Origin of the sequence: Enterobacter sp. T2 (assembly GCF_010692925.1) — a bacterium.
Lineage (GTDB): Bacteria > Pseudomonadota > Gammaproteobacteria > Enterobacterales > Enterobacteriaceae > Enterobacter > Enterobacter kobei.
In genome coordinates this window covers 450551-475875 of the sequence record NZ_CP048736.1, presented here as the reverse complement: position 1 = coordinate 475875, position 25325 = coordinate 450551, and the positions used below count along the sequence as shown (strand labels likewise).

Genomic DNA, 25325 nt, shown 5'->3' with positions numbered 1-25325 from the left:
CTCCTTTGGGTGTTATGACTTAACCAGTTTCTTCGTCATCTCAAGCAGCGTACGCACATCTTCCGGACGCGTATCACCGCTGGCCTTGTCGATAATCGAGCTATAGATATGCGGGATGATCTTGCTCACGCCCGCGTCGAGGGCGATCTGCAGGATCGCCTCAAAGTTTTCCAGATCGATCCCGCCGGTCGGTTCCAGCCAGAAGTCGTAACGGGCGCAGGCTTCCGCTACCGCCAGGTATTCGTCACGGCACTTAAGGCCGCCCATCGGGAAGTATTTGATCGAGCTGCCGCCAAAATCTTTCAGCAGGGCAATCGCGGTTTCCACCGGGACGATACCGTCCGGTGCCGTGCTGCTCAGCGGACCGGTGGAAATTTTCACCATACCGACGGTGCCGGTCGGTGAGACCAGACCGTTCACCACAGAGTCGTTCTGCCCCAGCAGCGCGCGGCTGGTCGCCACGCCGGTAAAGACCTGGTTGACGTGCTGCGGCTGTACCTGACGGGAGATTTCACTGACCATCGCCGACTGGTTCGGGTCGCCCGCGCCCAGTCCCACGGAAAGCGCGTTATCAATCAGCGCCGCGTACTCGCGCATATCCGCCACCGCGCTTGCCACGTCCGGGTAATTTTTGGAGAGCACGCCCACCAGCACATGGCCTTCCGCCGCCTCGTAAATGGCGCTGGCATTGGCCTTCGAACCTGCCAGCACGTTCAGGCAGACGCGGTCACGGTAAAAATTGGGGGTCAGTTTCATGCGTTTTTCTCCTGTCCTAACACTTCGCTAATGCGGCGGTACACGATGTTCAGCTGGTCAACATTTACGCTGCGCACGTCCGCTTCGATAATCCCTTCGTTGGCCTTGTAGCCACGGAAATAGATGGCGTATTCACCCTGCTTGAGCTTATTCACCAGGTCACCGGTGCCCACGCCGGTGGTCGCTTCGTCAAATTTAATCTCGGTGCGGGCAATATCGCGCCCGGCGCTATCCCAGACTACGCGCGCGGTGACGCCGTTCAGGGTGTTAAGCGCGTCGATAAACGGCATCATCTTCGCCACCATCTCGGCACCGCTCTCTTTGGTCGCCGTGAGGTAGTGTTCGATGGCGCAGGTCAGGCCGAGAATGCCCTCTTTACCCACCTTCATCGCGCGGCCAATACCTGCCGTCTGGCGTTTCACCCACTCAACGTACTGGGTTTTGCCGATCACCAGCCCGCTGGTTGGCCCTTCGATCGCCTTCGCACCGCTATAGATCACCAGATCTGCGCCGGAACGGTAGTAAACATGCAGATCTTCTTCCGCTGCGGCATCGACGATCAGCGGCAGATCGTGTTTACGTGCGACTACTGCCGCCTGCTCGACGCTGAGCATGCTTTTCTGCACGCAGTGGTGAGATTTGATATAGAGGATCGCCGCCGTGCGCGGGGTGATCGCCGCCGCCAGCTGATCGGCGGAACATTCGTTGGCATAGCCCGCTTCGACCAGTTTTCCGCCGCCCAGCGCGACCATGGTGCCCACCGGCGCGCCAAAGTTAACGTTGTGGCCTTTCGGCAGGACAATCTCGTTGTTCGCAATCGGGGTCACGTGCAGGTTTTCCAGCAGCCAGTCGCTGTCTTTGACCAGCACTGCCGCTACGGACTGGGCAATGCCCGCCGACGCGCAGGAGACCACCGTCGCGCCTTCCACATCAAGAAGCTTCGCGATGTATTCCCCGGTTTTGTTGACCAGATCCTTCATCTCAAAATAGTGATTCATGCCGTCCATTGCCGCCTGCACCACTTCCGGGCGCGGCGTGGAAACGCCCAGCGCCGTCATGCGGCCCGAGGTGTTGATAACTTGCTTTAAGTGGTACTTCTCATAAATCGAAGGCATGTTCCGTGCTCCCTTGTTCGGTCATGTAGCCCTTGCCCGCGCGGATCGCGGCAAGCGGCACCAGAATATGTTCAGCCTGCAGGCTGTCGTTTTCGGCATCCGTCAGCACCGTTGGCTGGCGTTTAATCGTGAACAGCGTCAGGTCGGCGTCAAGGCCGGGCTGGATGCGGCCTTTACGCGTCAGGCGCAGGCCATCCGCGGCGTTGGCGGTGACGCAGTCAATGACCTGCGGCAAAGACATGCCGATGGCGAGAAACTTCGACATCACGCTTGCAAGCGACCCGACCGGTCCGTTAATCCGGTTACGGCAGTAGATATCCGAGCTGATGGTGTGCGGCAGAATGCCCATCGCGATGGCGCGTTTCGCCACCTCAAAGCTGAAGCTCGCCGTACCGTGCCCCACGTCCAGACGCACGCCGCGCTTCAGGGCGGAGGTGATGGAGGCGCGCAGCTCGCCGGAGGGCGTCAAAATACGGTTGGGTTTGCCGTTGTAGCAGTGGGTGATGATGTCGCCGGAACTGAGCAGTTCGGCGATTTCGTCGAGGTTCGGCGGGTTGTTGCCGATGTGCACCATCAGCGGCAGATCGCCGTTCTCGCTCTGGATGGCTTTCGCGCGCTCCAGCGGCGTAATGCCGTTTTCACCGACCACGCTGCTGCTCATGCGCGCTTTCAGGCCGACGATAAAATCAGGGTGGCGTTTTACTGCCTGCTTCACGGCATCGGCATCAATATTCGCCATATTGGCCAGTTCGTTCTGGGCAATCAGCCCGACGCGGGAGATGTTCAGCAGGGCAAACACCTCGGTGGCGGCTTTGCGGGTAATTTCATAGAAATCATCCACGTCATCTGCCCCGGTACTGCCGGCATCCACCACGGTGGTGACGCCCGTGGCAATGCCTACGCTGTCCGGCTCGTCGTGATAAATCGGCGAGTTCGGATAGCAGTGGACGTGAGAGTCAATCCAGCCTGCGCTGACGAACACATTACCGCTCAGCTCAACCGTTTTACGGGCGGGAGCGTCAATGTCGCCCAGCGCAGCGATTTTCCCGTCCTGAATGGCGATATCGGTCAGGGTATCGTCGGCGAGGCGCGCGCGGCGCAGGAGTAAATCAAACATGGGGTTCTCCTGATAAGGCGGGCGCCTGAGCGCCCGCGGGTATTAAAGGGCGACCGGGAACAGCCAGCCCAAAATCATTGCACCGAGGATGGCGCCACCGGTGATCGGCTTCTGCCAGATGTAGAACAGCAGCGCGCCCACCAGCGAACCGACGCCGATAGGAATAGAGGCGGTCATGGCGCTGAGGATAATCAACGGCCCGAGGAAGCGGCCTGAGGCGTTACCCGCGCCCATCATCACGTCAGCCCCGTAGGTGGAGTTGCTCTGGTTGATGGTGAACTTACGCGCCAGGATGATGACGTAGCCAATCGCCAGGCCAATCACCAGGCCGGTAATCAGCGAGGCAATAAAGTTGGTCACCGGGAACATGATCCCCGCCCCCAACAGCAGCGCCGGCACGCCGAGCCCGACGCCGGTCTGAATCGCACCGCCGATGTCGAGAATACCCACCAGTGAGCCTTCAATGATGCGGGCGAACAGGAAGCTTGCGCCGAATGCCGCCACCGCACCGTAGACCCCGGTATCAATCCCGGCTTTCAGCATCGCCACGAAGGCCACTTCGTTAAACGCGCCGATGCCGTAGAGGTAGTACATGTGCGTCCCGGCGAACACGCCGGAGGAGAGCAGGCCAACGAAGATCGGGAACGACCAGTCGGCATACCAAAAACCTTTATTCTGTTCCATGTCGAGGCTCCTGTTATTTACCGCTGAGCGAGTTGTGGATCATGTCGAGCCAGTTCGGCACGGTCAGATGGAAGGATTCGATCATCTTCATGTCGAAGCCGCGGAAGAAGCCGCTCAGCACGAAGAGCAGAACGATCGCCGCCATCATCACTTTGGTGACGTGGTTCCAGCCGCTCTCTTCAACGCCTTTACCGATCAGGATCCCCAGCACCAGGCCCGGTACGGCGTTACCCATGATCAGCTGTGCCGCGCCGCCAAAGATTGTGGCCCAGAAGCCCGATTTTTTACCGGCGTCGATGGCCGCCAGCCAGAAGATCACCGGCATCACGGTGTTGACCAGCAGGTTCGCAGCGGGCACCAGCACCTTCACGGCGGTGACCTGAAGCGCAGCCGGTACGGAGGAGGCCGTCAGGTTAAGGAAAGTCACGACGATCATGCCGATCACGCCACAGGCAATCGCCATTTTGCGCGGATCGTGCAGCGTTTCGCCGACGTTACGGTTTTTGATCATCAGTGCCGCCGCGCCCCAGTTCGGGATGATGCGGTGGTCAACGTCCTGTGTGAAAGCACCCGCGGCCACGGAAGAGGCCCAGGCGTTAAAGAAGAAACCTAACCCAAAGGAGAAGTGAGAAGCGGGATCCCCTTCGCAGGAGTTTAGTTCCCCCAACGTACGAAACGCGCCCATACCCTGAGTGGTAGGCGCATGAAACATGCGTGCAGCCCCGGCCCCAACACCGACGCCTACCAGGCCGCCGATAATGAGCGATTTTATTAATATAATTAAGAACATCAGTCTGCCCTTTTATGAATAATCAGCGTTGCGTGACGAAGTCCACCCGATCGAGATTGATGGCGGTCACGTTGACGGTCACATCCAGCTCCACGCTGTAGGTGCGTCTTTCCCGGCGCAAAAAGAAGAACAGAAACGCTTCTTTACGCACCGCTTCTTGCGCCTGAACGACCTGCACATCCTGTGGCTCAATACGCAGTAAGATATGCGGTGAGGCTTTCATCACCGCGGCCTGAACGTGGTTGAGCGCGTCGGCAAAGGCGCGCGCTTTGGCGTCGCCCTTCCCCTTCACTCTCACCGTGGTTGTGAACTGTTCTTTCATGCTTATGCGCCGTGTTTCTTCTGCCACGCCTGCACCAGACGCTCGCCCAGCTCTTCTTTGTCCATAAAGCCAAAGCCCAGCACGTTGCAGCCTTCGTTGATGGCGGTGACGCCTTCATCCACCGAACGCATGCCGTATTTGGCTTTGTAGCCATACTTGGTTTGCGCGGTAATCGCGCCCGCGCCGCCGCTGCCGCAGAAGGAGATGCCGAAGGTGGCGTTTTCCGCTTTCATTACGTCGCCGAGCTTCATATCCGCTGCCATGCCCGGCACAACCACCGCGCGTCCACCTGCTTTTTCCACCCCGGCCGCCACTTTCTGACCTTTACCCAGGCGATCGCCAATCACGACTGTAATCTGTTCCATGTGTTGCTCCTTAAAGGTTGTCTTTCGCGACTTCAAAGTGAACGGAGAGCAGCCAGGCCTCTTCATCAGGAAGGTTGCCAAACTGCGCCACCACTTCACGGGCAAGCCGCATTGAATCCGGTGAAATTTCGTCAAACAGCTCTGCTTCAACCTCCGGCAGCGGCTCGCCGGTCACGGACCGGTGCGCCATGGCGCGAACGTGGGAGGTGAGCATTTGCTCCTGTACTGCGTTGGGGATGATGTTGTGCCGGGCCAGCAGGGCATAGACCTGCTGTAGCATGGTGTTCGCGAGCTGTTCTGTTTGCACCGCCTGTTCCCCAACGTCGTTCATTACCGCTCCGTTAATCACTCGTCTTACCCCGTTAATGGCTCTGGAATAAAACTAACGGTGGGGAGGAAGGGTTTGTAGCGAGTTGTTTTCCACTTCGAAGTGGAAAGGCAAGCCGCGGCAGTGATCTGTGCCACATAAATACGGTGAATGCGGTCAAATCAATGCATTTACGTGATGAATATCACTGATTCCAGCGGTCAAAGGCGGGCAGAGGCAACGAAAACGTTCAGGCGTGGTAATGCAAAAATGTGATGGCGATAGGGTTTACTTATCACCACGCAAAAAAAACGGGAGCCACTGGCTCCCGTTGGGTGTTGGTCCGATGCGCGATCGGTTAACGGTATTTCTTGTGATACGTGTTGCGGGTCGTCACGAACTGATCGGCTGCCGCCTGGGCTTCTTTAACTTTGCCTTCGTTGGCCAGCTTCAGCGCGCCGTCGATCTGGCCGACCAGCACGTCAAAGCCGTGGCGATAGTCTTTCATCTCTGCGCTGTCAGCCGCTTTGCTTTCCAGCTTCGGCGGTGTCGCTTTTTGGGCGTCCAGCGCCGCTTCACGCATTTTGGTCAGGGCGTCTTTCATTTCCGCCGCATTGTCCGTCTTTTGCACCACCTTCAGGTTTTGCCCGAGGATGCCCATGTCTTCTTCAAGATCGGCAGCAAACGCAGAAGAGCCAAGAACCAGCGTTGAAGCCGCGACGATCGCTAACAGATGTTTACGCATTGCTCACTTCCTTTTTTATTATTAACAAAACGCTATCTTTATTGACCCGCAATTTTCATCTCGGGCAGCAGTACAGAACCACACTGTATATTGCTACGTGTTTCAATATCGTTACCGACCGTAACGATGTTGCGCCACATGTCCTTCAGGTTGCCGGCGATGGTGATTTCGCTCACCGGATACTGAATTTCACCGTTTTCGACCCAGAAGCCCGCCGCCCCGCGAGAATAGTCTCCGGTGATGCCGCTGACGCCCTGGCCCATCAGTTCGGTTACCACCAGACCGGTGCCCATCTCTTTCAGCATCTGCTCAAAGTTCAGGCCCTGCCCGGCAATACGCCAGTTATGGATACCGCCCGCGTGACCAGTACTTTTCAGCCCCAGCTTGCGCGCGGAGTAGTTGGTCAGCAGCCACTGGGTCAGAATGCCGTCCTTAACGATATCGCGGCGTTCCGTGCGCACACCTTCGCTGTCGAACGGCGTAGAGGCCAGCCCTTTCAGCAGATGCGGGTGTTCTTCAATGGTCAGCCATTCCGGCAGGATCTGCTTGCCCAGCGAGTCGAGCAGGAAGGTGGATTTACGGTAAACGGAGCCACCGGCGATAGCGCCCACCAGATGACCAAACAGACCGGTTGCCACTTCATTGGCAAAAATCACCGGGGCTTTCATGGTAGAGAGTTTACGCGGCGACAGGCGAGACAGCGTGCGTTCGGCACACTCTTTGCCCACCCACTCCGGCGACTGCAAATCCCCCAGCGCGCGGCCAATGGTGTAAGCGTAGTCACGCTCCATGTCACCGTTCTCTTCGGCGATGACGCAGCTGGAGAGCGAGTGACGGGTGGAGCAGTAGCCCTGCAGCATGCCGTGGCTGTTGCCGAAAACTTTGATGCCGTAGTGGCTGTTGAAGCTGCCGCCTTCGGTATTGGTGATGCGCTTGTCGGCCTGCAGGGAAGCCTGCTCGGCACGCGCGGCCAGCTCGATGGCTTCATCCGGGGTGACTTCTGCCGGGTGGAAGAGATCAAGATCCGGCGCGTCAAAGGCCAGCAGCTCTTTATCGGCCACGCCGGCGTAAGGATCCGGCGAGGTGTATCGGGCGATATCCAGCGCCGCCTGCACCGTGCGGGCAATGGCATCCGGGCTGAGATCGGTAGACGACGCGCTGCCTTTGCGATTCTGGTGATACACCGTGATCCCAAGCGCGCCATCGCTATTGAATTCTACGTTCTCCACTTCGCCATAGCGGGTGCTCACGCTGATACCGGTGGTTTTGCTGACCGCCACTTCGGCGCCATCTGATTTTTCTGAAGCAAGCATCAGCGCGGTGGAGACGGCTTCTTCCAGAATCTTACGCTGCGCTTCAACTTGTGAGGTTACTTTCATCGCAAATGCCATACTGTAAGAGAGAGTTAAATGAAGTCTAACAGAGAACCGTTTTTCAGTGCGCGTCTTAACTGGTAACATTAGCCTCTTTTTTTAAGGAGCCTGACATGACTAAGCAGCCCGAAGACTGGCTCGACGACGTTCCCGGTGATGACATCGAAGACGAAGATGATGAGATCATCTGGGTCAGTAAAAGTGAAATTAAACGCGACGCCGAAGAGTTAAAACAGCTTGGCGCAGAAATGGTAGAACTGGGTAAAAACGCGCTGGACAAAATCCCGCTCGACCAGGATCTGCGTGATGCCATTGAACTGGCACAGAAAATCAAAAAAGAAGGCCGTCGTCGCCAGCTTCAGCTTATCGGGAAAATGCTGCGTCAGCGCGACGTAGATCCGATCCGCCAGGCGCTGGATAAACTGAAAAACCGCCACAACCAGCAGGTTGCGCTGTTCCATAAGCTGGAGCAGATCCGCGATCGTCTGATTGAACAGGGCGATGATGCGGTACCGGAAGTGCTGAACCTGTGGCCGAATGCCGACCGTCAGCAGCTGCGCTCTTTGATCCGCAACGCGAAGAAAGAGAAAGAAGGGAATAAACCGCCGAAGTCTGCGCGTCTGATTTTCCAGTATCTGCGCGAGCTGTCTGAGAACGAAGGGTAATCTGTGCGGTTCTCGCCGGATGGCGGCGTAAACGCCTTATCCGGCCTACAAGGTCGTGCAAAATCCAGGCCCGGTAAGCGCTAGCGCCACCGGGCTTTTTTTACTCTGCGGCCTCGGCCTTTTTCGCCAGACCGTCCAGCAGCTTCTGATGGATCCCACCAAACCCGCCGTTGCTCATCACCAGAATATGGTCGCCAGGCTGTGCGGCTTTCACCACCATATCCGCGAGCGCATCCACATCCGCACTCCAGTGGGCAGGCTGAATGCAGGCATCGGCCACTTCCGCCACCTGCCACGGAATATGCTGCGGCTGCAGCAGGAAGACTTCATCGGCACGGCCTAACGACGGGGCCAGATCGTCTTTGCAGATGCCCATTTTCATGGTGTTCGAGCGCGGTTCCAGCACGGCCAGAATGCGCGCGGTGCCGCCGACCTTGCCACGCAACGCGGCAAGCGTCGCCAGAATAGCCGTTGGGTGGTGTGCAAAATCGTCATACACCGTCACGCCATTCGCTTCACCGCGCAGTTCCAGACGACGGCGGGCATTGATAAACGTGCCCAGCGCATTGGCGGCATCCGCAGGCAGAACGCCGACATGACGCGCTGCTGCAATCGCCATCAGGCCGTTGTGCATGTTGTGTTCGCCCACCAGACCCCACTTCACCTCACCCACTTTTTCGCCGTCGAGCAACACTTCCCACTCGGAGGCATCCGCGTTGAGTTTCTTCGCCTGCCAGTGACCCTGCTCGCCCACCAGCTCCTGCTCGCTCCAGCAGCCCATCGCCAGAGTCTGCTTCAGGTTAATGTCATTCTCCGGAAGGATGATACGGCCCTGCCCCGGCACGATGCGCACCAGGTGGTGGAACTGCTTCTGAATCGCTTTCAGGTCGTCAAAAATATCCGCGTGATCGAACTCAAGGTTGTTGAGGATCAGCGTGCGCGGGCAGTAATGGACAAACTTGGAGCGTTTGTCGAAGAACGCGCAGTCGTATTCATCCGCTTCAATGACAAAGAATGGGCTATCGCCCAGACGCGCAGAAACGTCGAAGTTACCCGGCACGCCGCCGATCACAAAGCCCGGCTTGTAGCCACAGGCTTCGAGGATCCAGGTCGCCATGCCGGCGGTGGTGGTTTTGCCGTGGGTACCCGCAACGGCAACCACCCAGCGGTCACGCAGGACGAAATCATGCAGCCATTGCGGGCCGGACATGAACGGAATATTGCGCTCCAGCACAGCTTCAACGCACGGATTGCCGCGGGTCATGGCGTTGCCAATAATGACCAGATCCGGCTCGGGATCCAGCTGGCTTGCATCGTAGCCCTGAATCAGAGAGATACCCTGCTTCTCCAGAAGCGTGCTCATCGGCGGATACACATTGGCGTCCGAACCTGTCACTTCATGGCCCAGCGAGCGCGCCAGCATTGCCAGCCCGCCCATGAAAGTGCCACAAATCCCCAATATATGAATGCGCATACGTCACTATCCTTCTTCAATGTGGCGCACATTTTACTCACATGTTAGCGGCTGTGAAACGCATTTCAGGTAAATCCGTATGTTGCTGGCGCGATTCACCTCTGCGCTACTATTTGAATATTTGTTAAGATTGTTGGGCTTTAGTCGTTTTAGTGAACATACAATCGCTCTACTCACAAAGATGCAGGGAAAGTGTTATGAAAACGTTAGGTGAATTTATTGTCGAAAAGCAGCACGAGTTCTCTCATGCTACGGGTGAACTCACTGCTTTGCTGTCGGCAATAAAGCTGGGCGCTAAGATCATCCATCGTGATATCAACAAGGCCGGTCTGGTCGATATCCTGGGTGCCAGCGGTGCCGAGAACGTTCAGGGCGAGGTTCAACAGAAACTCGATCTGTTCGCAAATGAAAAACTGAAAGCTGCACTGCGCGCGCGCGACATCGTTGCGGGTATCGCCTCCGAAGAAGAAGATGAAATTGTTGTTTTCGAAGGCTGTGAACACGCGAAATACGTTGTACTGATGGATCCGCTCGACGGTTCCTCCAACATCGACGTTAACGTTTCTGTCGGTACCATTTTCTCCATCTACCGCCGCGTCACGCCAGTTGGCACGCCGGTGACCGAGGAAGATTTCCTGCAGCCGGGCAGTAATCAGGTGGCTGCCGGTTACGTCGTCTATGGCTCCTCCACCATGCTGGTGTACACCACCGGGTGTGGTGTTCACGCCTTTACCTACGATCCATCGCTGGGCGTCTTCTGTCTGAGCCAGGAGCGTATGCGCTTCCCGGAGAAGGGCAACACCTACTCCATCAACGAAGGCAACTACATCCGATTCCCGAACGGCGTGAAGAAGTACATCAAATTCTGTCAGGAAGAAGATAAAGCGACTCAGCGCCCGTACACCTCCCGCTATATTGGCTCGCTGGTCGCGGATTTCCACCGTAACCTGCTGAAAGGCGGTATCTACCTCTACCCAAGTACCGCCAGCCACCCTGACGGAAAGCTGCGCCTGCTGTACGAGTGCAACCCAATGGCGTTCCTGGCCGAACAGGCGGGCGGCAAGGCGAGCGACGGTAAAGAGCGTATTCTGGACATCGTGCCGGAAAGCCTCCACCAGCGTCGTTCCTTCTTCGTCGGCAACAACCACATGGTTGAAGACGTTGAGCGCTTTATCCGCGAGTATCCGGACGCGTAATCTCTCACTCCCGGGGAGCCCGTCTGGCTCCCCAACACATTTATATCTTTTACCGTATAAGTGTTTATAAAAAACACGCTTTAATATTCGCCATTGCTCCTGCATTATTTCCATAACAGTTTGACAGATATTTCGTGGAGCAGTATCGCAATGAAAAATTATTCCCGGGCGAATACCGGCATTGATTTAAACCTTATTCCTGTATTTATTGAAGTGGTCCGCTGCGGCAGCATGGCAAAGGCCTCTGTGCGCCTGGAGATGTCACGTCCTGCGGTGAGCCTGGCCCTGAAGCGTTTTAATCAACTGTTTGATGAGCCATTATTTTTCCGCAAAGGTTTATACCTTGAGCCAACTGAAAAAGCGTTAGCGTTAACCCACTCGCTGGAAATATTAATGGGCGATATTCACGATAATATTGCGGCCATTAATTCAGGGCGAAATAAATCCCCGGCACAGAACGTACCGGGGCAGGGAAATATTATGCCGCAGTCTGAGCCGTTAATTTAAATGATGACATGGCCTCCATCAGCTGACGCGACTGCTCTTCCAGAGAGCGGGTCGCGGCGGAGGATTGCTGCACCAGCGCCGCATTCTGCTGCGCCGTTTCGTCCATCTGATTCACCGCAATATTCACCTGCTCAATGCCGCGGCTCTGCTCCTGAGACGCGGTCGCAATCTCGCGCATCAGTTTGGTCATGCGCAGCACTTCGGTGGCAATCTCATCCATCGTTTCACCCGCCTGCTGGGCCAGCTCGCTGCCCTCGTTAACGTGGGTCTGCGAATCGCTGATAAGGGAGCGGATCTCTTTCGCCGCGTCGGCGCTGCGGCTGGCAAGGTTACGCACTTCACCCGCCACGACGGCGAACCCGCGCCCCTGCTCGCCCGCGCGCGCCGCTTCCACGGAGGCGTTAAGGGCCAGAATATTGGTCTGGAAGGCAATGCCATCGATCACGCTCAGGATGTCAGCAATACGCGCTGAACTGCCGGAGATATCACGCATTTTTTCAATCACGTAGCAGACCATTTCGCTGCCGTGATCGGCGGTATCAGAAACCGATTTCGCCAGCTGGTGCGCCTGCTCGGCATTATCGGCGTTGAGTTTCACCGTGGCGGTAATCTGTTCCATACTGGCAGCGGTCTGCTCAAGCGAGGTGGCGGTGGATTCTGTACGCTCGGCAAGATCCCGGTTGCCCGCCGTTAGCTCACGGCTGCCGGTGTCGATTTGCGAGCTGGCATCGCGTACCCGCATCACCGAGTGCATCAGCGACTGACGCATCACCTCTATCGCCGCGTTAAGGCGGTTAAATTCCTGGCTCGCCGGGGCATTCAGCGTGTGGGTTAAATCGCCCGCCGCCACATTCTCCAGCTGAGCAATGGAAGCAGAGAGCGGCTTAAGCAGCATATGGCGCAGCACCAGCCAGGCAAGCACGATGATGCCAGCCGTCAGCAGCGCGGCGACAATAATCAGGATCAGCACGCGGGTTTTACTCGCCTGCACGGCAGTGACTTCCGCCTTCCCTCGCGCTTCGCTCCATGTCTGAAACGCCTGCATATCGTTATCAAACTGCTTCGCCACGGGGATCAGCGTATTCTCCAGCAGGTCGTAATAACTGTCCGCGCTCTGGTCATTCAGGGTTTTTAGCATCGGGTTGATGCCCTGCTGGTTATACGTCGCCAGACTGGTTGCCACGTTATCCAGCAACTTTTGCCCCTGCTCGTCAGCCACGCCGCCGTCGATCACGCCTTTCAGCGTTTTCTGAGCCACGGCGATTTCCTGATTGATGTTTTTGACCGATTTGGCCGCATCATCGAGCATGCCGATTTCCATCATCCGGACGGCCTGGCCCGCCTCATTGCGCGCGCGCAGAATCAGCGTATAGCCGGTATTTAGCTGCACCATCTGCTCACCCTGAAGGTGATTAATGCGCTGCAGTGAAGAAGAACTCTGTGTGAGGGCATAAATGCCAATGCCGCTGACAATCAGCAGCAGAAGGGTCATAACGGCCAGTAAAGAGAGCAAGCCGGTACGAATCGATAGCGTTTTAAGCATGATATTATTTCCGGTAGCGAGATATTTCTGGACAGAAAAAAAGGTTATCGGCCGCTACCGGAAAATGTTTAGACTTTAAGCAAATTCAGCGTGTTATCGCTCTGTTACCGAGGTGTTTACGCGAGTAACAGGCGAGCTTTGACGGTTCTCCCAGAGCACCGTCAGACCGCGCTGCAGGGCAATAAATATAAACAGCAGAATGCCGATGGCGATCTTGGTCCACCAGGAACTGAGCGTGCCGTCAAAGTTGATATAGGTCTGGATCAGCCCCTGGATCGCTACGCCGAACAGCGTTCCCAGCACCGTCCCCACTCCGCCGCTGAGCAGCGTGCCGCCAATGACCACAGAGGCAATCGCGTCCAGCTCCACGCCTACGCCTGCAAGGGCATAGCCCGCCTGGGTATACACCGAGAAGACAATACCCGCCAGCGTTGCCAGGCCGGTTGAGAGCATATAGATGCGGATGGTCGTGCTGCGGGTCGAGATCCCCATCAGGTTTGCCGACGTGGCGTTCCCGCCAATGGCGTAAACCTGATTACCGAACCGGGTACGGTGGGCAAGGAAGATACCCACCACCACCACGCCCAGCATCAATAACCCCATCGCGCTCAGACGGCCACCGCCGGGGATTTTCCACGCCAGGCTGGAGAGCGTGTCGTACACCGGGTGGTTAATCGGGATGGACTCTTCCGATACCAGGTAACTCACGCCGCGCAGGAAGAACATCCCGGCGAGGGTAATAATGAAAGCGGGAATTTTTAGCGCGTCGATCAGTAGCCCCATAAAGGCGCCAAACGCACAGCCCATCGCCAGCACCAGCGGAAACGCCACCAGAGGGGAGATCCCCCAGAAACCGATCGCTTTGGCGAGGAACACGCCGGTAAACGCGATCACCGAGCCAACGGAGAGATCGATCCCACCGGAGAGGATCACAAAGGTCATCCCGACGGCGATGATGCCTAAAAAGGCGTTATCGGTCAGGATGTTGCAAATCACGCGTGTTGAGGCAAAACCGGGGAACTGGGTCAGACAGTAGAGATACCCCAGCACAAACACGCCCAGCGTGATCATTAACGGTAAATTACGTTTTATCATGGCCACGGATCCCCTTAATGATGCTGACAAAGCGCGGTGACTGGACGATCAGCACGCAGAGTACGACCACCGCTTTTACCACCTGGTTGAGTTCCGGCTGAAAACCGGAGAGCAGGATCCCGGTGTTCATGCCCTGAATGATCAGCGCGCCAATGACCGAGAGCAGCAGGTTAAAGCGCCCGCCCATCAACGATCCGCCGCCAATCACCACCGCGAGGATGGCATCCAGCTCCAGCCAGAGCCCGGCATTGTTGGCATCGGCCCCGCGGATATCGGCCGCGACAATCACCCCGGCAATGGCGGCGCAAACGCCGCTCAGCACGTAGGTCAGCATCACCATCAGCCGCGTATTGACCCCGGCATTTCGTGCCGCACGAATGTTGATCCCCACCGCTTCAATAAACATGCCGAGCGCTGTTTTGCGGGTGAAAAGCCAGAACACCACTAATGTAACCAGAGCCACGATCACCGGTGTTGGAAAGAACAGGAAATTGCCGCTGCCGATCCACGCCAGACTCGGGGAGTTAAAGGTGACTATCTGTCCGGAGGTGATCAGCTGCGCCACCCCGCGCCCGGCCACCATCAAAATAAGGGTGGCGACGAAAGGCTGAATTTTTAGTACCGCCACCAGAATGCCGTTCCACAGTCCGGCCAGCACGCCGGTTCCCAATGCCGCCAGCAGTACCACCGGCAGGCTATGGCCCGCTACGGTCATGGAGGCTGCGGTGGCCCCGGCAATAGCCATCACCGCGCCGACGGAGAGGTCAATCCCGCCGGTGGCAATCACCAGCGTCATACCAATCGCCAGCAGCGCGACGGGCGCGGCACGGTTCAAAATATCGATCGGGCTGCCAAACAGGCGACCATCCTGAACAATAATCTGGAAGAAATGCGGTGCGACAAGGCTATCCACCAGTAACACCACCAGCAGCGCTGCGATTTGCGGCGTGCCGGTTGGCCAGTTAAAGCGGCGCTTTGACTCACCGGTTTGCGAAAGCGAACGGGACATCACAATTCACTCCTTATGCCGCGATGGCATTCATGATCGCCGGAACGGACAGCTTATCCAGCGGGATCTCAGCCACCTGTTTGCGATCGCGCATGATGATCACGCGATCGGCATACCCCACCAGCTCTTCCAGCTCGGACGAAATGACCAGCAGCGCCAGCCCGTCGGCACACAGCGTTTCGATAAGCCGGATAATTTCGGCGTGCGCGCCAACGTCAATGCCGCGCGTGGGTTCATCCAGGATCAGGAACTGCGGTTTGGTCAGCAGCCAGCGTGACAGCAGCACTTTCTGCTGGTTACCGCCGGAGAGAAATTCGATCGGCTGTTCCGCGCTCGGCGTACGAATACCCAGCTGGCGAATAAAGCGCTCGGCAATGGCGTTTTGCTCTTTACGCGGAATTGGACGCAGCCATCCGCGCTGCGCCTGTAGCGCCAGAATGATATTTTCCCGCACCGAGGCGGCGGCAATAATGCCGTCCGTTTTCCTGTCTTCCGGGCAGAACCCCACTCCCAGACAGGAGGCCTGATGCGGCGATCGCAGGGTTTGCGGTTTACCTTTGATCAACGCGGTACCGCTGTCCGCAGGCTTGATGCCGAAGATCACCTCGGCGGTTTCGGTCCGGCCTGACCCTAGCAGCCCCGCCAGCCCGACAATTTCGCCGGGGCGCACTTCGAGGTTAAACGGTGAGATGATCCCTTTTTTGCCGTAATCGCTGAACGCGGCCACCGGTTTTTCGCTCAGCAGCGTGCGCCCTGCGCGCTGGAGCGCATTGGTCTCCAGCTCACGGCCCAGCATCATTTTGACCAGCTCAATCTGCGGCAGCTCGCGGGTTTCACGGCAGCCAACAAAGCTGCCGTTACGAAGTACGGTAATGCGATCGCTCACTTCATACACCTGATCGAGGAAGTGTGTGACGAAGATCAGGCTGACGCCCTGATCGCGCAGCTGGCGCATCAGGGTAAAGAGCATCTCGACTTCCTGGGTATCGAGGCTGGCGGTAGGTTCGTCGAGGATCAGCACCTTCGCGGAGAGATCGATCGCGCGGCAAATGGCGACGATCTGCTGCATCGCGACGGAAAACCGGTTCAGCGGCTCGCGAACGTCGAGGGAGAAGCCGTAGGATTCCATCAGTTTCGTCGCCCGCGCTTCCATCTCTTTGCGCCGTAGCAGGCCAAAACGTCTTGGTTCACGACCAATAAACAGGTTATCCGCCACCGACATATTTGGCAGCAGGTTCACTTCCTGGTAGACCGTCCCAATCCCAAGCTGTTGAGCATGGGCGGTATTTTTTGGCGAAATGGCATTGCCTTCCAGCCAGATGGTGCCGCGATCGGCGTGATAAACGCCGGTCAGAGATTTAATCAGCGTCGATTTTCCCGCGCCGTTCTCGCCCAGCAGCGCCATAATTTCACCGCGCCGCAGGCTGAAATCAACGTTATCCAGCGCTTTTACACCCGGGAAAAATTTGCTTAAGCCCTCTGTGCGGAGGATTTCCTGGTGCTGTTCAGTGGTCATGGTTCCCCCTACATCAAGCCGGGTGGCGCTACGCTTATCCGGCCTACAAAAGAGCGTATCGTAGGCCGGGCAAGCGCAGCGCCACCCGGCAATTTCACTGGCTTAGTAGCCCATGTTTTTCTTCTTCTCTAACTCTTCTTTCGCCGTGTCAGGCAGGTAGAGCGTGGACTTGGTGACGGTCACCTTCTCAGGCATCGTGCCGTCTTTCTTGAATTTCTCCAGCGCATCAAATGCCGGACCCGCCATATTTGGCGTCAGTTCTACGCTGGCGTTGGCTTCGCCGTCGATCATCGCTTTGTAGATATCCGGCACACCGTCGATAGAGCCGGTGAGGATATCTTTGCCCGGCTTCAGGCCCGCTTCTTTAATCGCCTGAATCGCACCAATCACCATGTCATCGTTATGGGCGTAAACCATGCAGATGTTCTTGCCGTTGTTTTCCGCTTTAATGAAGCTCTCCATGACCTCTTTACCTTTACTGCGGGTAAAGTCGCCGGACTGAGAGCGGATAATCTTGATGTTTGGCGCTTTCGCGATGGCCTCAGCAAAACCCTTCTTACGGTCGATAGCCACGCTCGCCCCCACGGTGCCCTGCAGTTCAACGACGTTACACGGCTTGCCGTCGACCTGTTTTACCAGCCAGTCGCCAATTAATTGCCCTTCAAGCACGTTGTTGGCCGTCACGGTGGTCATATAGAGAGATTTGTCTTTAACCTCGATGGAACGATCGAGCAGGAAGACCGGAATCTCAGCATCTTTGGCTTCTTTCAGAACCGGTTCCCAGCCGGTCGCCACCACTGGCGCGATAAAGATGGCATCCACGCCCTGAGCAATAAATGAGCGCACGGCTTTGATCTGGTTTTCCTGCTTTTGCTGACCATCGGCGATTTTCAGCGTGATGCCGCGTTTCTGAGCCTCGCTTTTCGCAACGTTGGTTTCTGCCGCACGCCAGCCGGATTCAGAGCCAACTTGCGAAAAACCTACGGTTAAAGGGGCGGCCATCGCCATAGACGACATGGCTGCCGAAACTGCTGTGACAAGAAGTAAGCGCTTCCACATATGAGCGTCCTCGTAGGGGTGTTTATTGTTGGTTAAAAGATGTTCTGCGAAATGACTATAGCCAATGAAATATGTAACGAATTGCGTTACATCACACTTCGGAAAAGTGAATAAAACGTTAATCACAAGTTTGTAATCGCTTTCATTTCACCATTAAAAATGCGGCTGAGTTTATGGATTTTTCTGTCATGGAATCGGTCCGAAAAGTGGTGCTGGCGGGGAGAGAATGCGAAAACAGGCGGAGACATTCAGCGTGAGTTGGCTATAATACCTGCCACTTGTTTACCATCCATTTTAAAGGACACCGACATGAGCTTACTCAACGTCCCAGCGGGTAAAGAACTGCCAGAAGACATCTACGTAGTTATCGAAATCCCGGCAAACGCAGATCCGATCAAATACGAAGTGGACAAAGAGAGCGGCGCCCTGTTCGTAGACCGTTTCATGTCTACCGCGATGTTCTATCCATGCAACTACGGTTACATCAACCACACCCTGTCTCTGGACGGTGACCCGGTTGACGTACTGGTCCCAACGCCATACCCGCTGCAGCCAGGCGCAGTCATTCGCTGCCGTCCAGTTGGCGTGCTGAAAATGACCGACGAATCCGGTGAAGATGCGAAGCTGGTTGCAGTACCGCACACCAAGCTGAGCAAAGAGTACGATCACATTAAAGATGTGAACGACCTGCCAGAACTGCTGAAAGCGCAGATCACTCACTTCTTCGAGCACTACAAAGACCTCGAAAAAGGCAAGTGGGTTAAAGTTGACGGCTGGGACAACGCAGAAGCGGCGAAAGCAGAAATCATCGCCTCTTTCGAGCGCGCGGCTAAGAAGTAATTCTTACGCTGATAATGAAGGCCCCGCGAGTCGGGGCTTTTTTGTATCTACCGTATACCTGAGTGATAAGCCCTGGCTTAACTCAGGATGGCCTGTAGCCTTAAAAGCGCATCTTCTACGGTTTCATCTGATGCCACGCCTATTCGTTTTGCCAGACGCGCGCCCAAATCCATCATTCGGATTTGGTTTACCAGAATGACGCCCTGAATATTCCCTTCTTCACAAGACAGCGGCACACTGAAACCCGCATAGCGGGCAAAATTTCCCCCCTGTGTAACAGGCGCAACCAGCGTCATTCCCAGCTGGTTGAACGCGCTAACGGATAGCACTAAAGCGGGCCTGCCTGCGCCCTTTTGTTCATGACCATTTGCAGGATCGAAGCCGACGAGAACGATATCACCTCGTTCAAAACAAGGTCGCTTCACCATACTTCGTCACCTACGGGACCTGACGTACCCCATGCGTCTTGTTCGTTAATTTCCGGGGCTGACATATCACACTGCGCCAACAACTCTTCAAGCGAGTACTGTTTACTCACCGGTGTGAGCACTAACTGATTATTTGTCACCTGAGCCTCCATACTCTGACCTGGTTTTAGGCCAAGTTCTTTCATTACTACGCCAGGAATGACCATACCGGCACTGTTTCCCCATTTCTTAATGGTTATACGCATCGACACCTCCAGAGTTATACATAGTATAACTCATTATGGTGCGGATGATGTTTTACCCTTCATCAGCAATGAACGCCACCGGATAACGTAAGTGATGAAAGGATTAGGAATAACGCTCGAAGGAAAAAAGAAAGCAGGAGGAAATTTCACTGTGGGCTGCGAGCCGCCGCACAAAAAACAACGCCACCTTCCGGTGGCGTTGTCGTTTTTCAGTACTGGTCTCTGTCTAACCAGTTACCGCTTACAATCCGCGTTAACCCATCGACCGGACGCTGGTAGACATACATCCACGCACTTCCGTACGGCGTCTGGATCAACTGGCGAGCGTATTCACCGCCCCTGGTGCGCAAGGCATCAAGTTCGGCAAGTGTAGCATTATCAATACGATAAACTTCACCCTGTACTGTTCCTTCGCCGGGAACCGCGCCTGGATAGTGGCCCAGGCTGTACAACTGGTAATTTTCGATATTGTAATTCCCCAGCAGCAGGGCATTGGTCATCCAGTGACTGTTGCCTTGCTTGGTTCGTAAACTGCCGTAGACAAATATTCGCATTGCTAAAACTCAAACTGATAGAGCAGATCAAGTGCCTGGTCTACGCCGGACACTGCTTCCAGATATAGCTTAGGCATCAGGCGATAGCGTAGCGTGAGTGTTGCCAGTGAGTCAAAGATCCCCACACCGTATTTTACCTGCAGACCCGGCAGTACATAGCCACTGACCACCACCTGCGAGGAGTCACCCACGCCCTGGGTGTCCAGCGCCAGATTGCTTACGCCGAACGTCTCGCCGATTTTACCCACAACCTGCCCACTTTGTGCAACCCCCAGGCCGACTAACATTGAGGTCATCGCCGCACTGTCGCTCTGACCGCTGTCCAGACCCTGTCCACGCAGCAGGTAAGAGAGGGCTTCCTGCTGCGACATCGCCGGGTCAGAGAAGATCTCCGCCTTCGGTTCGTCGGCAGAGCCGGTGACGCGTACGCCTGCAATGACGTCGTTTTCCGTCGCTTCAGGGTTACGAATCGCTTCGATGTTCAACAGAGGCTGATCCGGTGGACCGGAGAACAGCAGCTCGCCCTTACGCACAATCAGATCCTGACCATAGGCATGGAAACGCCCTTCAGGAATATTGATCTGCCCGTTCAGGCCAAGCCCTTGTTTATCCTGGGCCACTTTCAGATCGCCCGTGAGCCTCGCCTTCAGCCCAAACGCATCCAACCGCACGTTATTCCCCACGTGTACGATAAGGTTACTATTAATCGGTATGCCAGCGCTCTTCTGTTCGACAGGTTTCAGATTTTCATTGAGCATAACTTCATCACTTGAGACACCGACGGCGCTTTCCGGAACCTCGTGAACCACAATACGCGCCCACGGCACGTCGACGCGCCCGTCCAGGGTGAAGAGGCTTGGCGTCGCCTCAAAGACCACATCCGGCGAGACATCCAGGCGCACCATTGGCGGTACGGTAATGCGCACCTTGCTGCCTTTGGCCGCGATGCGGGCACGCCAGTTATCGAGCTGGCTCCAGTCCGCGTCACCGCTCAGGTTAATTTGCCCCTGCTGCGTTAACACCGAGCCGCTCAGGGTCGAGCTCATGCCGTTGAAGTTCATCGCAATCTGGCTTGGCTGCATATCAAACGGCATAAAGTTGCCGTCGATGTCCACGCCGCTGAGGCGCATCTGACCGAATAGCTGCGGGCTTTGCGCGTTGCCGCCCAGACGCAGGTTGGCGTTCAGCATGCCCTCGGCTTTCTCCCCGCGGGCGAATATCGGGTTCACCATCGCCAGGTTGAAGTTACGGATATTGACGTTGCCGCCCAGATTACGCCGTCCTTGCGGATCGGTAATTTGTACCTGTCCGTCAAGCTGACCGTTGTTAGTAAGACGGATCAGCCACCCCAGCTCAGCACGGTTGTTATGCAGGTCTGCGCTCAGGTTGAGGGTATCGAATGCCACCGGGAGCGACGCATCATTCACCTCCTGCGTCACCTTCACGTTACGGCCCGAAAGCGTGACGCTACCCTGCGGCAGCCCCTCTTTGGTCGTATCCCAGGCGACATCGGCTTTCCCGCTGAAGACGCCGCTGGCCTGCGTGGTGTCCGGCATAAACGGTTTCAGCATCGCCAGATCAAAGCGGTTGAGGTTTACCTGCGCGTGCCCTGCCGCGCCCGCATCGATGGTCTGCGGCACGCACAGCTCTGCATTCGGGTTGATCCAGCAGTGCGGCCCAATAGCGATCTTTTGTTCCACATTACGGTAGTCCAGCGAGAGAGAACGTGACAACGCCAGCGGCCCCACCGGCGTGTTGAAACGGGTATTGTCCAGCGTCCCTTTCCAGCGCTCCGCTTTGCGGTCGAAGCTGCCGGTCAGGTGAAGCTGCCCGGAAACCGGCTCACCCTGCACGCGTAGCTGGAGGTCATGCTGTTTTTCGTTCCCTTTGGCGTCCAGGGTGACCAGGTTAATGTTCACGTCCGGCTGAGAAATGCGCTCCACGCGCAGGTTCAGGTTACCGCCGATCTGATCGGTGGATTTCACATCCCCTTCCACGCGGACGCGGGCAACGCTCAGTTCCTGCCAGCGCAGATTATTGGCGGTGATATCCGCAAGGAGCTGTGGCGCGTCGACCGTACCGCGCACTTTCACTAACCCTTTCGCCGTCCCGCCCAGGCCCGGCAGGGCGTTATCCAGGTTCGGCGCGTCGATGGTGGCATCAAGATTGAGATCTTTTACCCCCAGCTCGCCTTTGATATCCGCCGTGTTGCGCCCCAGCGCGACGTGCAGACCCGGGATCACCCACTGCAGGTAGCTGTTGCCTTTCACCGAGCCTTCAACATTCACCTTGTTCTGCTTCACGTTACCGGTGAGCTTGATCTCCGGCACGTCCATCTGCCACGTACCGCCGTACAGGCTACCGCGCGTTTTGATCAGCCCGTCCAGCTTCGACGGCCAGTCCGGCACCTCTTTGGCGGTGTTGATACCCGTCAGCTTCAGTTCGCCCCGCCAGCTGATCGCCTGCTGCCAGTCGAGCAGCGCGGTCAGCTCCGTTTTCCCTTCCAGCGCCGCGACGGTCAGCTTGTCGAGGTTGACCTGTTGTTCGTTGCCCTTCGCATCCAGCGTGATGTTCGCGGGCGGTACGCCCTGCCCCTTCACCGCCGTGTGGAACGAGAGCGTGTAGTCAGTCATCTTGCCGCTCAGCTTCAGCTTCAGGTCATCGGCCTGGAACTGTTTTTCGCCGGTAAACGGCCAGTAAAGCTGCTTGCTGACGACCTCAAGATTGAGCGGCAGCCCGGCTTCAGCCAGCTGAGTCTGCGCGCGCAGAACCATGTCCACCGGGCCGGAGAGATTGACCCCGACGTCCAGCTTATCGCGCAGCGCCCCACCCACTTTGACCTTCACTTTTTCGCCCTTCAGCGGGTCGATGTTGAGCGCGCTGTTCAGCGTGATATCCACCGGCCAGTTGTCTCGCAGCAGGGCGTTACCAGACGCATTCACCGACCCCTGGTTGGTGTCGATATCCAGCGCGTCGAGCTTCATGTTGCCGTCAATGCTGCTGACTTTCAGCAGCATGTTGTAGACGGTCAGGTCGGTATCGCCGGTCAGGCGTAGCTGCTCACCTTTGAACTCCTCAATATTGAGGTTCAGCGGCAGATGAACGTCAGTCATTTCCGGCAGAACAGGCTTCGAGAAGAGATCCTTCAGCGTTTCACCCAGCGGCTTTTCTTCCGGCTGCGGATTCTGGATCTTCGGCTCGACGATCTCTTCCTGCGCCACCTCGGCCACTTTCGGCAGCGCGATCAGCAAGCCCTGCAGTGAGGTTGGCGTCAGGGTCAGGTTTTTCTCCTGCCAGCGCAGGCCGGAGGTGAAATCCATGACGGAAACGGTGGTGTCGTCGATTTTAATATTGACGTTATCGAGCGCCACCCGATAGAGCGCAATCGGGTACGGCGTGGAGAGATTCAGCGGGCCGCTATCCTCTTCTTCCACCGGCGCAGACGGCGGCATTTTCTTCGAATCTATCGCCACGTTAACGTCTTTTAGCGACAGATCGTTAACGCACAGCTTGCTGTCACGCAGACAGCCCAGCTTCACCGCGAGGTGAAATTCCCCGGCATTTACCGCCACGCCCGGCTGCTCATAGCGGATATTCTTCAGACGCAGGTCGCGCCAGCCGCCGGTCACCTGACCTATCTCCAGCCCCGGCACCCAGCGGTTCGCCGCGTTAAACAGCAGATGCAGCCCGGTCGTCGTCCCCACCAGAAACGCCACCGTACCGAGCAGCAGCACGATAAAAATCAGCACCCCGAGGCTTATTTTCTTCCATAAACTCATAATTCAGGCCCCAGACCGATGTAAAACTGTAATCCATGTTCTTCTTTGTCGCCGACCGGAACGGCGAAATCAAGCTTGATGGGCCCGACCGGTGACTGCCAGCGCACGCCTACACCTGCGCCAGTTTTAAAGTCGCTGCGGCGGATATCGCTCACCGCCTCGCCGCCATCAACGAACATGGCACCCCACCATTTTCCGCTGACGTTGTACTGGTACTCCAGCGAGCCAGTGGCCAGCTTGGAGGCCCCGATCAGCTTGCCGTCATCGTCTTTAGGCGCGATAGATTTGTATTTGTAGCCGCGGATGCTGCGGTCGCCCCCGGCGAAGAAACGCAGGTCCGGCGGGACTTTGTCGAAATCGCCGGTTTCAATCCAGCCGAGGTTGCCGCGCATGACAAAGCGGTGTTTGTCATACAGCGTGCGGATCCAGACGTTTTGCGCCTGAATCACCGAGAAATCCACGTCAGAACCCCACATCGTGTTGGAGTAATCGATGGAGTAACGCTGGGAATCCCCCCAGGTTGGCATCAGGCCGCCGCGCGAGCGGGTGCGGCTGATCATCACCCCAGGATAGAGCAGCATGGTGGTGTTGGTGACGTTGGCCTGGGTAAAGTGGTCCAGGCTCCAGCGCAGGTTAATGGCGCGCTGCCAGCCGCTGGAGAGATCCCAGTAGCGGGATACCGCAAGCGTGGTGGAATCGGACTCTGTATCGTTCAGGTCGGTGCGCTTAAAGCCCCCCTGGACCAGATAGTACTGCTCAAGCGGATTTTTCAGCAGCGGCATTTTATAGCTGAAATCAAGCTGCTGCTCCGGTGCAGAGATACTGGCGCTGGTCGTCAGGCTGTGGCCGTATGAGTTCATCCACGGCTTTTTCCAGGTGGCCTTCACGCGCGGGCCGACGTCGGTCGAATAGCCAACACCGGTCTCAATGGTGTTCTCGGTGCGCGGCGAGACAACGCCATGCAGCGGCAACACCTTGGTTTTGCGAGACTTATCAAATTCCGGTGCGACAACCACCGAGTTAAACCAGCCGGTGGCGGAGAGACGGCGGTTTAGCTCCGCCAGGTCGCTCGACTGGTAGTAGTCGCCTTTTTTAAACGGCACGAGGTTTTGCAGGTACTCTTCACGAATTTGCGAACCTTCAAACGTCACGTCGCCAAAGCGGTAGCGCTCCCCGCTGTCGTAGTCGATGTCCCAGAAGGCCTGGCGTCGCGCCAGCGCGATGCCCAGCTGGCTTTTGTTGAACTGGCTGTCAAAGTAGCCCTTACGCAGGGAAACGCTCGTCAGCTCTTTTTTGAAATGGTCGTAATCGCCATGGTTAAGCACGGTACCGATCTTCGGCCGCGTGCTGAGCAGATCCAGGTAATCCCGGTCGGTACGCGCCCCGCCGCGCAGGACGACGTTCGTGCCGCCAATCCGTACCGGCTCCCCCGCCGAGACGCGGGCAATAAGCACCTGACGCCCCTTCTTTGGCGGCGGACGGAGATCGAAATCAATGGTGGGTTCGTAATAACCCAGCGCTTTCAGCCCTTCACGGATCGCGTCATCCACGCGCGCGCGAAAACGCCGGTCCGGCGTCACCTCATCACTCTGGATGGTCGACAGCTGCGCACGCACGTTTTTTTCCAGCGCCCCGGAAAGCCCCTCAACCTGCAAACGGACATTCGCCGCGCTGGCAACCCCGCTTGTCAGCAACACACTGACCAAACATAACTGGCGGATTTTTGTCACGTTTTCTCCTGAATATCCCTGTTTCCACCCTGGAAGCAAATGCAGTGCCGCTCCGCGGCAAAATACGGCCTGTTAGCCAAAAACCCACATCACGGGTTGAAAATGGGTGTA

General features: G+C 56.8%; 25 protein-coding genes. 4 read left to right on the top strand and 21 right to left on the bottom strand.

Going from position 1 to position 25325, the window contains the following annotated elements; genetic code table 11:
• Positions 1 to 12 precede the first annotated feature (12 nt).
• From dagF to pmbA, 10 genes are all read right to left on the bottom strand, one after another.
• A complete protein-coding gene (gene dagF, locus G0034_RS02280; RefSeq protein ID WP_179120457.1) occupies positions 13 to 756 on the bottom strand; it encodes a 2-dehydro-3-deoxy-phosphogluconate aldolase in 744 nt (247 codons plus the stop codon).
• Positions 753 to 1871 carry a DgaE family pyridoxal phosphate-dependent ammonia lyase gene (locus tag G0034_RS02275; protein ID WP_179120456.1) on the bottom strand — a complete coding sequence of 373 codons (1119 nt, stop codon included), beginning with the start codon at positions 1869 to 1871 and terminating at the stop codon, positions 753 to 755. Before G0034_RS02275 ends, dagF begins: the two co-directional genes overlap by 4 nt.
• Positions 1855 to 2988, bottom strand: a complete 1134-nt coding sequence (locus G0034_RS02270; RefSeq protein WP_048997304.1) for an amidohydrolase/deacetylase family metallohydrolase — start codon at positions 2986 to 2988, stop codon at positions 1855 to 1857. The genes G0034_RS02275 and G0034_RS02270 overlap by 17 nt, the downstream gene beginning before the upstream one ends.
• A gap of 42 nt (positions 2989 to 3030) precedes the next feature.
• Positions 3031 to 3672: a DUF4310 family protein gene (locus tag G0034_RS02265; protein WP_003856081.1), complete on the bottom strand. Its 642-nt coding sequence runs from the start codon at positions 3670 to 3672 to the stop codon at positions 3031 to 3033.
• A gap of 13 nt (positions 3673 to 3685) precedes the next feature.
• A complete protein-coding gene (locus G0034_RS02260) occupies positions 3686 to 4462 on the bottom strand; it encodes a DUF4311 domain-containing protein (protein WP_008501408.1) in 777 nt (258 codons plus the stop codon).
• Between the two features lie 22 nt (positions 4463 to 4484).
• The gene (locus G0034_RS02255; RefSeq protein ID WP_008501409.1) at positions 4485 to 4784 is read right to left on the bottom strand and encodes a DUF4312 family protein; all 300 of its coding nucleotides are present in this window, start codon (positions 4782 to 4784) and stop codon (positions 4485 to 4487) included.
• Between the two features lie 2 nt (positions 4785 to 4786).
• Positions 4787 to 5149 carry an SFCGS family glycine-rich protein gene (locus G0034_RS02250; RefSeq protein WP_006179053.1) on the bottom strand — a complete coding sequence of 121 codons (363 nt, stop codon included), beginning with the start codon at positions 5147 to 5149 and terminating at the stop codon, positions 4787 to 4789.
• 10 nt (positions 5150 to 5159) lie between these two features.
• Positions 5160 to 5498 (bottom strand): glycine dehydrogenase, encoded by a 339-nt coding sequence (locus G0034_RS02245; RefSeq protein WP_086527803.1) that lies wholly within the window; start codon positions 5496 to 5498, stop codon positions 5160 to 5162.
• A gap of 316 nt (positions 5499 to 5814) precedes the next feature.
• Positions 5815 to 6201, bottom strand: a complete 387-nt coding sequence (gene cybC / locus G0034_RS02240) for a cytochrome b562 (protein ID WP_032637638.1) — start codon at positions 6199 to 6201, stop codon at positions 5815 to 5817.
• Positions 6202 to 6239: 38 nt separating this feature from the next.
• Positions 6240 to 7592, bottom strand: a complete 1353-nt coding sequence (pmbA, locus tag G0034_RS02235; protein ID WP_023336694.1) for a metalloprotease PmbA — start codon at positions 7590 to 7592, stop codon at positions 6240 to 6242.
• Between the two features lie 95 nt (positions 7593 to 7687).
• Between pmbA and yjgA the strand changes: the two genes are divergently transcribed.
• Positions 7688 to 8239, top strand: coding sequence for a ribosome biogenesis factor YjgA (gene yjgA / locus G0034_RS02230; protein ID WP_014882279.1), 552 nt, complete (start codon positions 7688 to 7690; stop codon positions 8237 to 8239).
• Positions 8240 to 8339: 100 nt separating this feature from the next.
• Here yjgA and mpl read toward each other — a convergent pair whose 3' ends face one another.
• Positions 8340 to 9713: a UDP-N-acetylmuramate:L-alanyl-gamma-D-glutamyl-meso-diaminopimelate ligase gene (mpl, locus tag G0034_RS02225; RefSeq protein WP_014882278.1), complete on the bottom strand. Its 1374-nt coding sequence runs from the start codon at positions 9711 to 9713 to the stop codon at positions 8340 to 8342.
• 197 nt (positions 9714 to 9910) lie between these two features.
• Here mpl and fbp point away from each other — a divergent pair, with 197 nt between their 5' ends.
• Positions 9911 to 10909: a class 1 fructose-bisphosphatase gene (fbp, locus tag G0034_RS02220; protein ID WP_014882277.1), complete on the top strand. Its 999-nt coding sequence runs from the start codon at positions 9911 to 9913 to the stop codon at positions 10907 to 10909.
• Positions 10910 to 11059: 150 nt separating this feature from the next.
• Positions 11060 to 11416 carry a helix-turn-helix domain-containing protein gene (locus tag G0034_RS02215; RefSeq protein ID WP_179120455.1) on the top strand — a complete coding sequence of 119 codons (357 nt, stop codon included), beginning with the start codon at positions 11060 to 11062 and terminating at the stop codon, positions 11414 to 11416.
• Here G0034_RS02215 and G0034_RS02210 read toward each other — a convergent pair.
• From G0034_RS02210 to ytfQ, 5 genes are all read right to left on the bottom strand, one after another.
• Positions 11388 to 12959, bottom strand: coding sequence for a methyl-accepting chemotaxis protein (locus G0034_RS02210; RefSeq protein ID WP_014882275.1), 1572 nt, complete (start codon positions 12957 to 12959; stop codon positions 11388 to 11390). The two genes, G0034_RS02215 and G0034_RS02210, sit on opposite strands and share 29 nt — an antisense overlap.
• Before the next feature lie 93 nt (positions 12960 to 13052).
• Entirely contained in the window at positions 13053 to 14054 is a 1002-nt protein-coding gene (yjfF, locus tag G0034_RS02205) for a galactofuranose ABC transporter, permease protein YjfF (protein WP_023331880.1), read from the bottom strand.
• A complete protein-coding gene (gene ytfT / locus G0034_RS02200; protein ID WP_014882273.1) occupies positions 14041 to 15066 on the bottom strand; it encodes a galactofuranose ABC transporter, ATP-binding protein YtfT in 1026 nt (341 codons plus the stop codon). Before ytfT ends, yjfF begins: the two co-directional genes overlap by 14 nt.
• Before the next feature lie 10 nt (positions 15067 to 15076).
• A complete protein-coding gene (gene ytfR / locus G0034_RS02195) occupies positions 15077 to 16579 on the bottom strand; it encodes a galactofuranose ABC transporter, ATP-binding protein YtfR (RefSeq protein WP_045134407.1) in 1503 nt (500 codons plus the stop codon).
• 102 nt (positions 16580 to 16681) lie between these two features.
• Positions 16682 to 17638: a galactofuranose ABC transporter substrate-binding protein YtfQ gene (gene ytfQ, locus G0034_RS02190; RefSeq protein WP_047626912.1), complete on the bottom strand. Its 957-nt coding sequence runs from the start codon at positions 17636 to 17638 to the stop codon at positions 16682 to 16684.
• Positions 17639 to 17947: 309 nt separating this feature from the next.
• Between ytfQ and ppa the strand changes: the two genes are divergently transcribed.
• Complete coding sequence (gene ppa, locus G0034_RS02185; RefSeq protein ID WP_008501423.1) at positions 17948 to 18478, top strand: inorganic diphosphatase; 531 nt, start codon at positions 17948 to 17950, stop codon at positions 18476 to 18478.
• Between the two features lie 77 nt (positions 18479 to 18555).
• Here the strand turns inward: ppa and G0034_RS02180 are convergent, their stop codons facing one another.
• The 5 genes from G0034_RS02180 to tamA form a co-directional block, all read right to left on the bottom strand.
• Positions 18556 to 18906 (bottom strand): type II toxin-antitoxin system ChpB family toxin, encoded by a 351-nt coding sequence (locus tag G0034_RS02180; protein WP_032637645.1) that lies wholly within the window; start codon positions 18904 to 18906, stop codon positions 18556 to 18558.
• Positions 18900 to 19151, bottom strand: coding sequence for an AbrB/MazE/SpoVT family DNA-binding domain-containing protein (locus G0034_RS02175; protein ID WP_032637647.1), 252 nt, complete (start codon positions 19149 to 19151; stop codon positions 18900 to 18902). The genes G0034_RS02180 and G0034_RS02175 overlap by 7 nt, the downstream gene beginning before the upstream one ends.
• Before the next feature lie 209 nt (positions 19152 to 19360).
• Positions 19361 to 19705 carry a gamma-glutamylcyclotransferase family protein gene (locus tag G0034_RS02170; protein WP_014882267.1) on the bottom strand — a complete coding sequence of 115 codons (345 nt, stop codon included), beginning with the start codon at positions 19703 to 19705 and terminating at the stop codon, positions 19361 to 19363.
• Positions 19706 to 19707: 2 nt separating this feature from the next.
• Complete coding sequence (tamB, locus tag G0034_RS02165) at positions 19708 to 23484, bottom strand: autotransporter assembly complex protein TamB (RefSeq protein ID WP_179120454.1); 3777 nt, start codon at positions 23482 to 23484, stop codon at positions 19708 to 19710.
• Positions 23481 to 25214 carry an autotransporter assembly complex protein TamA gene (tamA, locus tag G0034_RS02160; protein ID WP_045268860.1) on the bottom strand — a complete coding sequence of 578 codons (1734 nt, stop codon included), beginning with the start codon at positions 25212 to 25214 and terminating at the stop codon, positions 23481 to 23483. Before tamA ends, tamB begins: the two co-directional genes overlap by 4 nt.
• Positions 25215 to 25325: the final 111 nt, after the last annotated feature.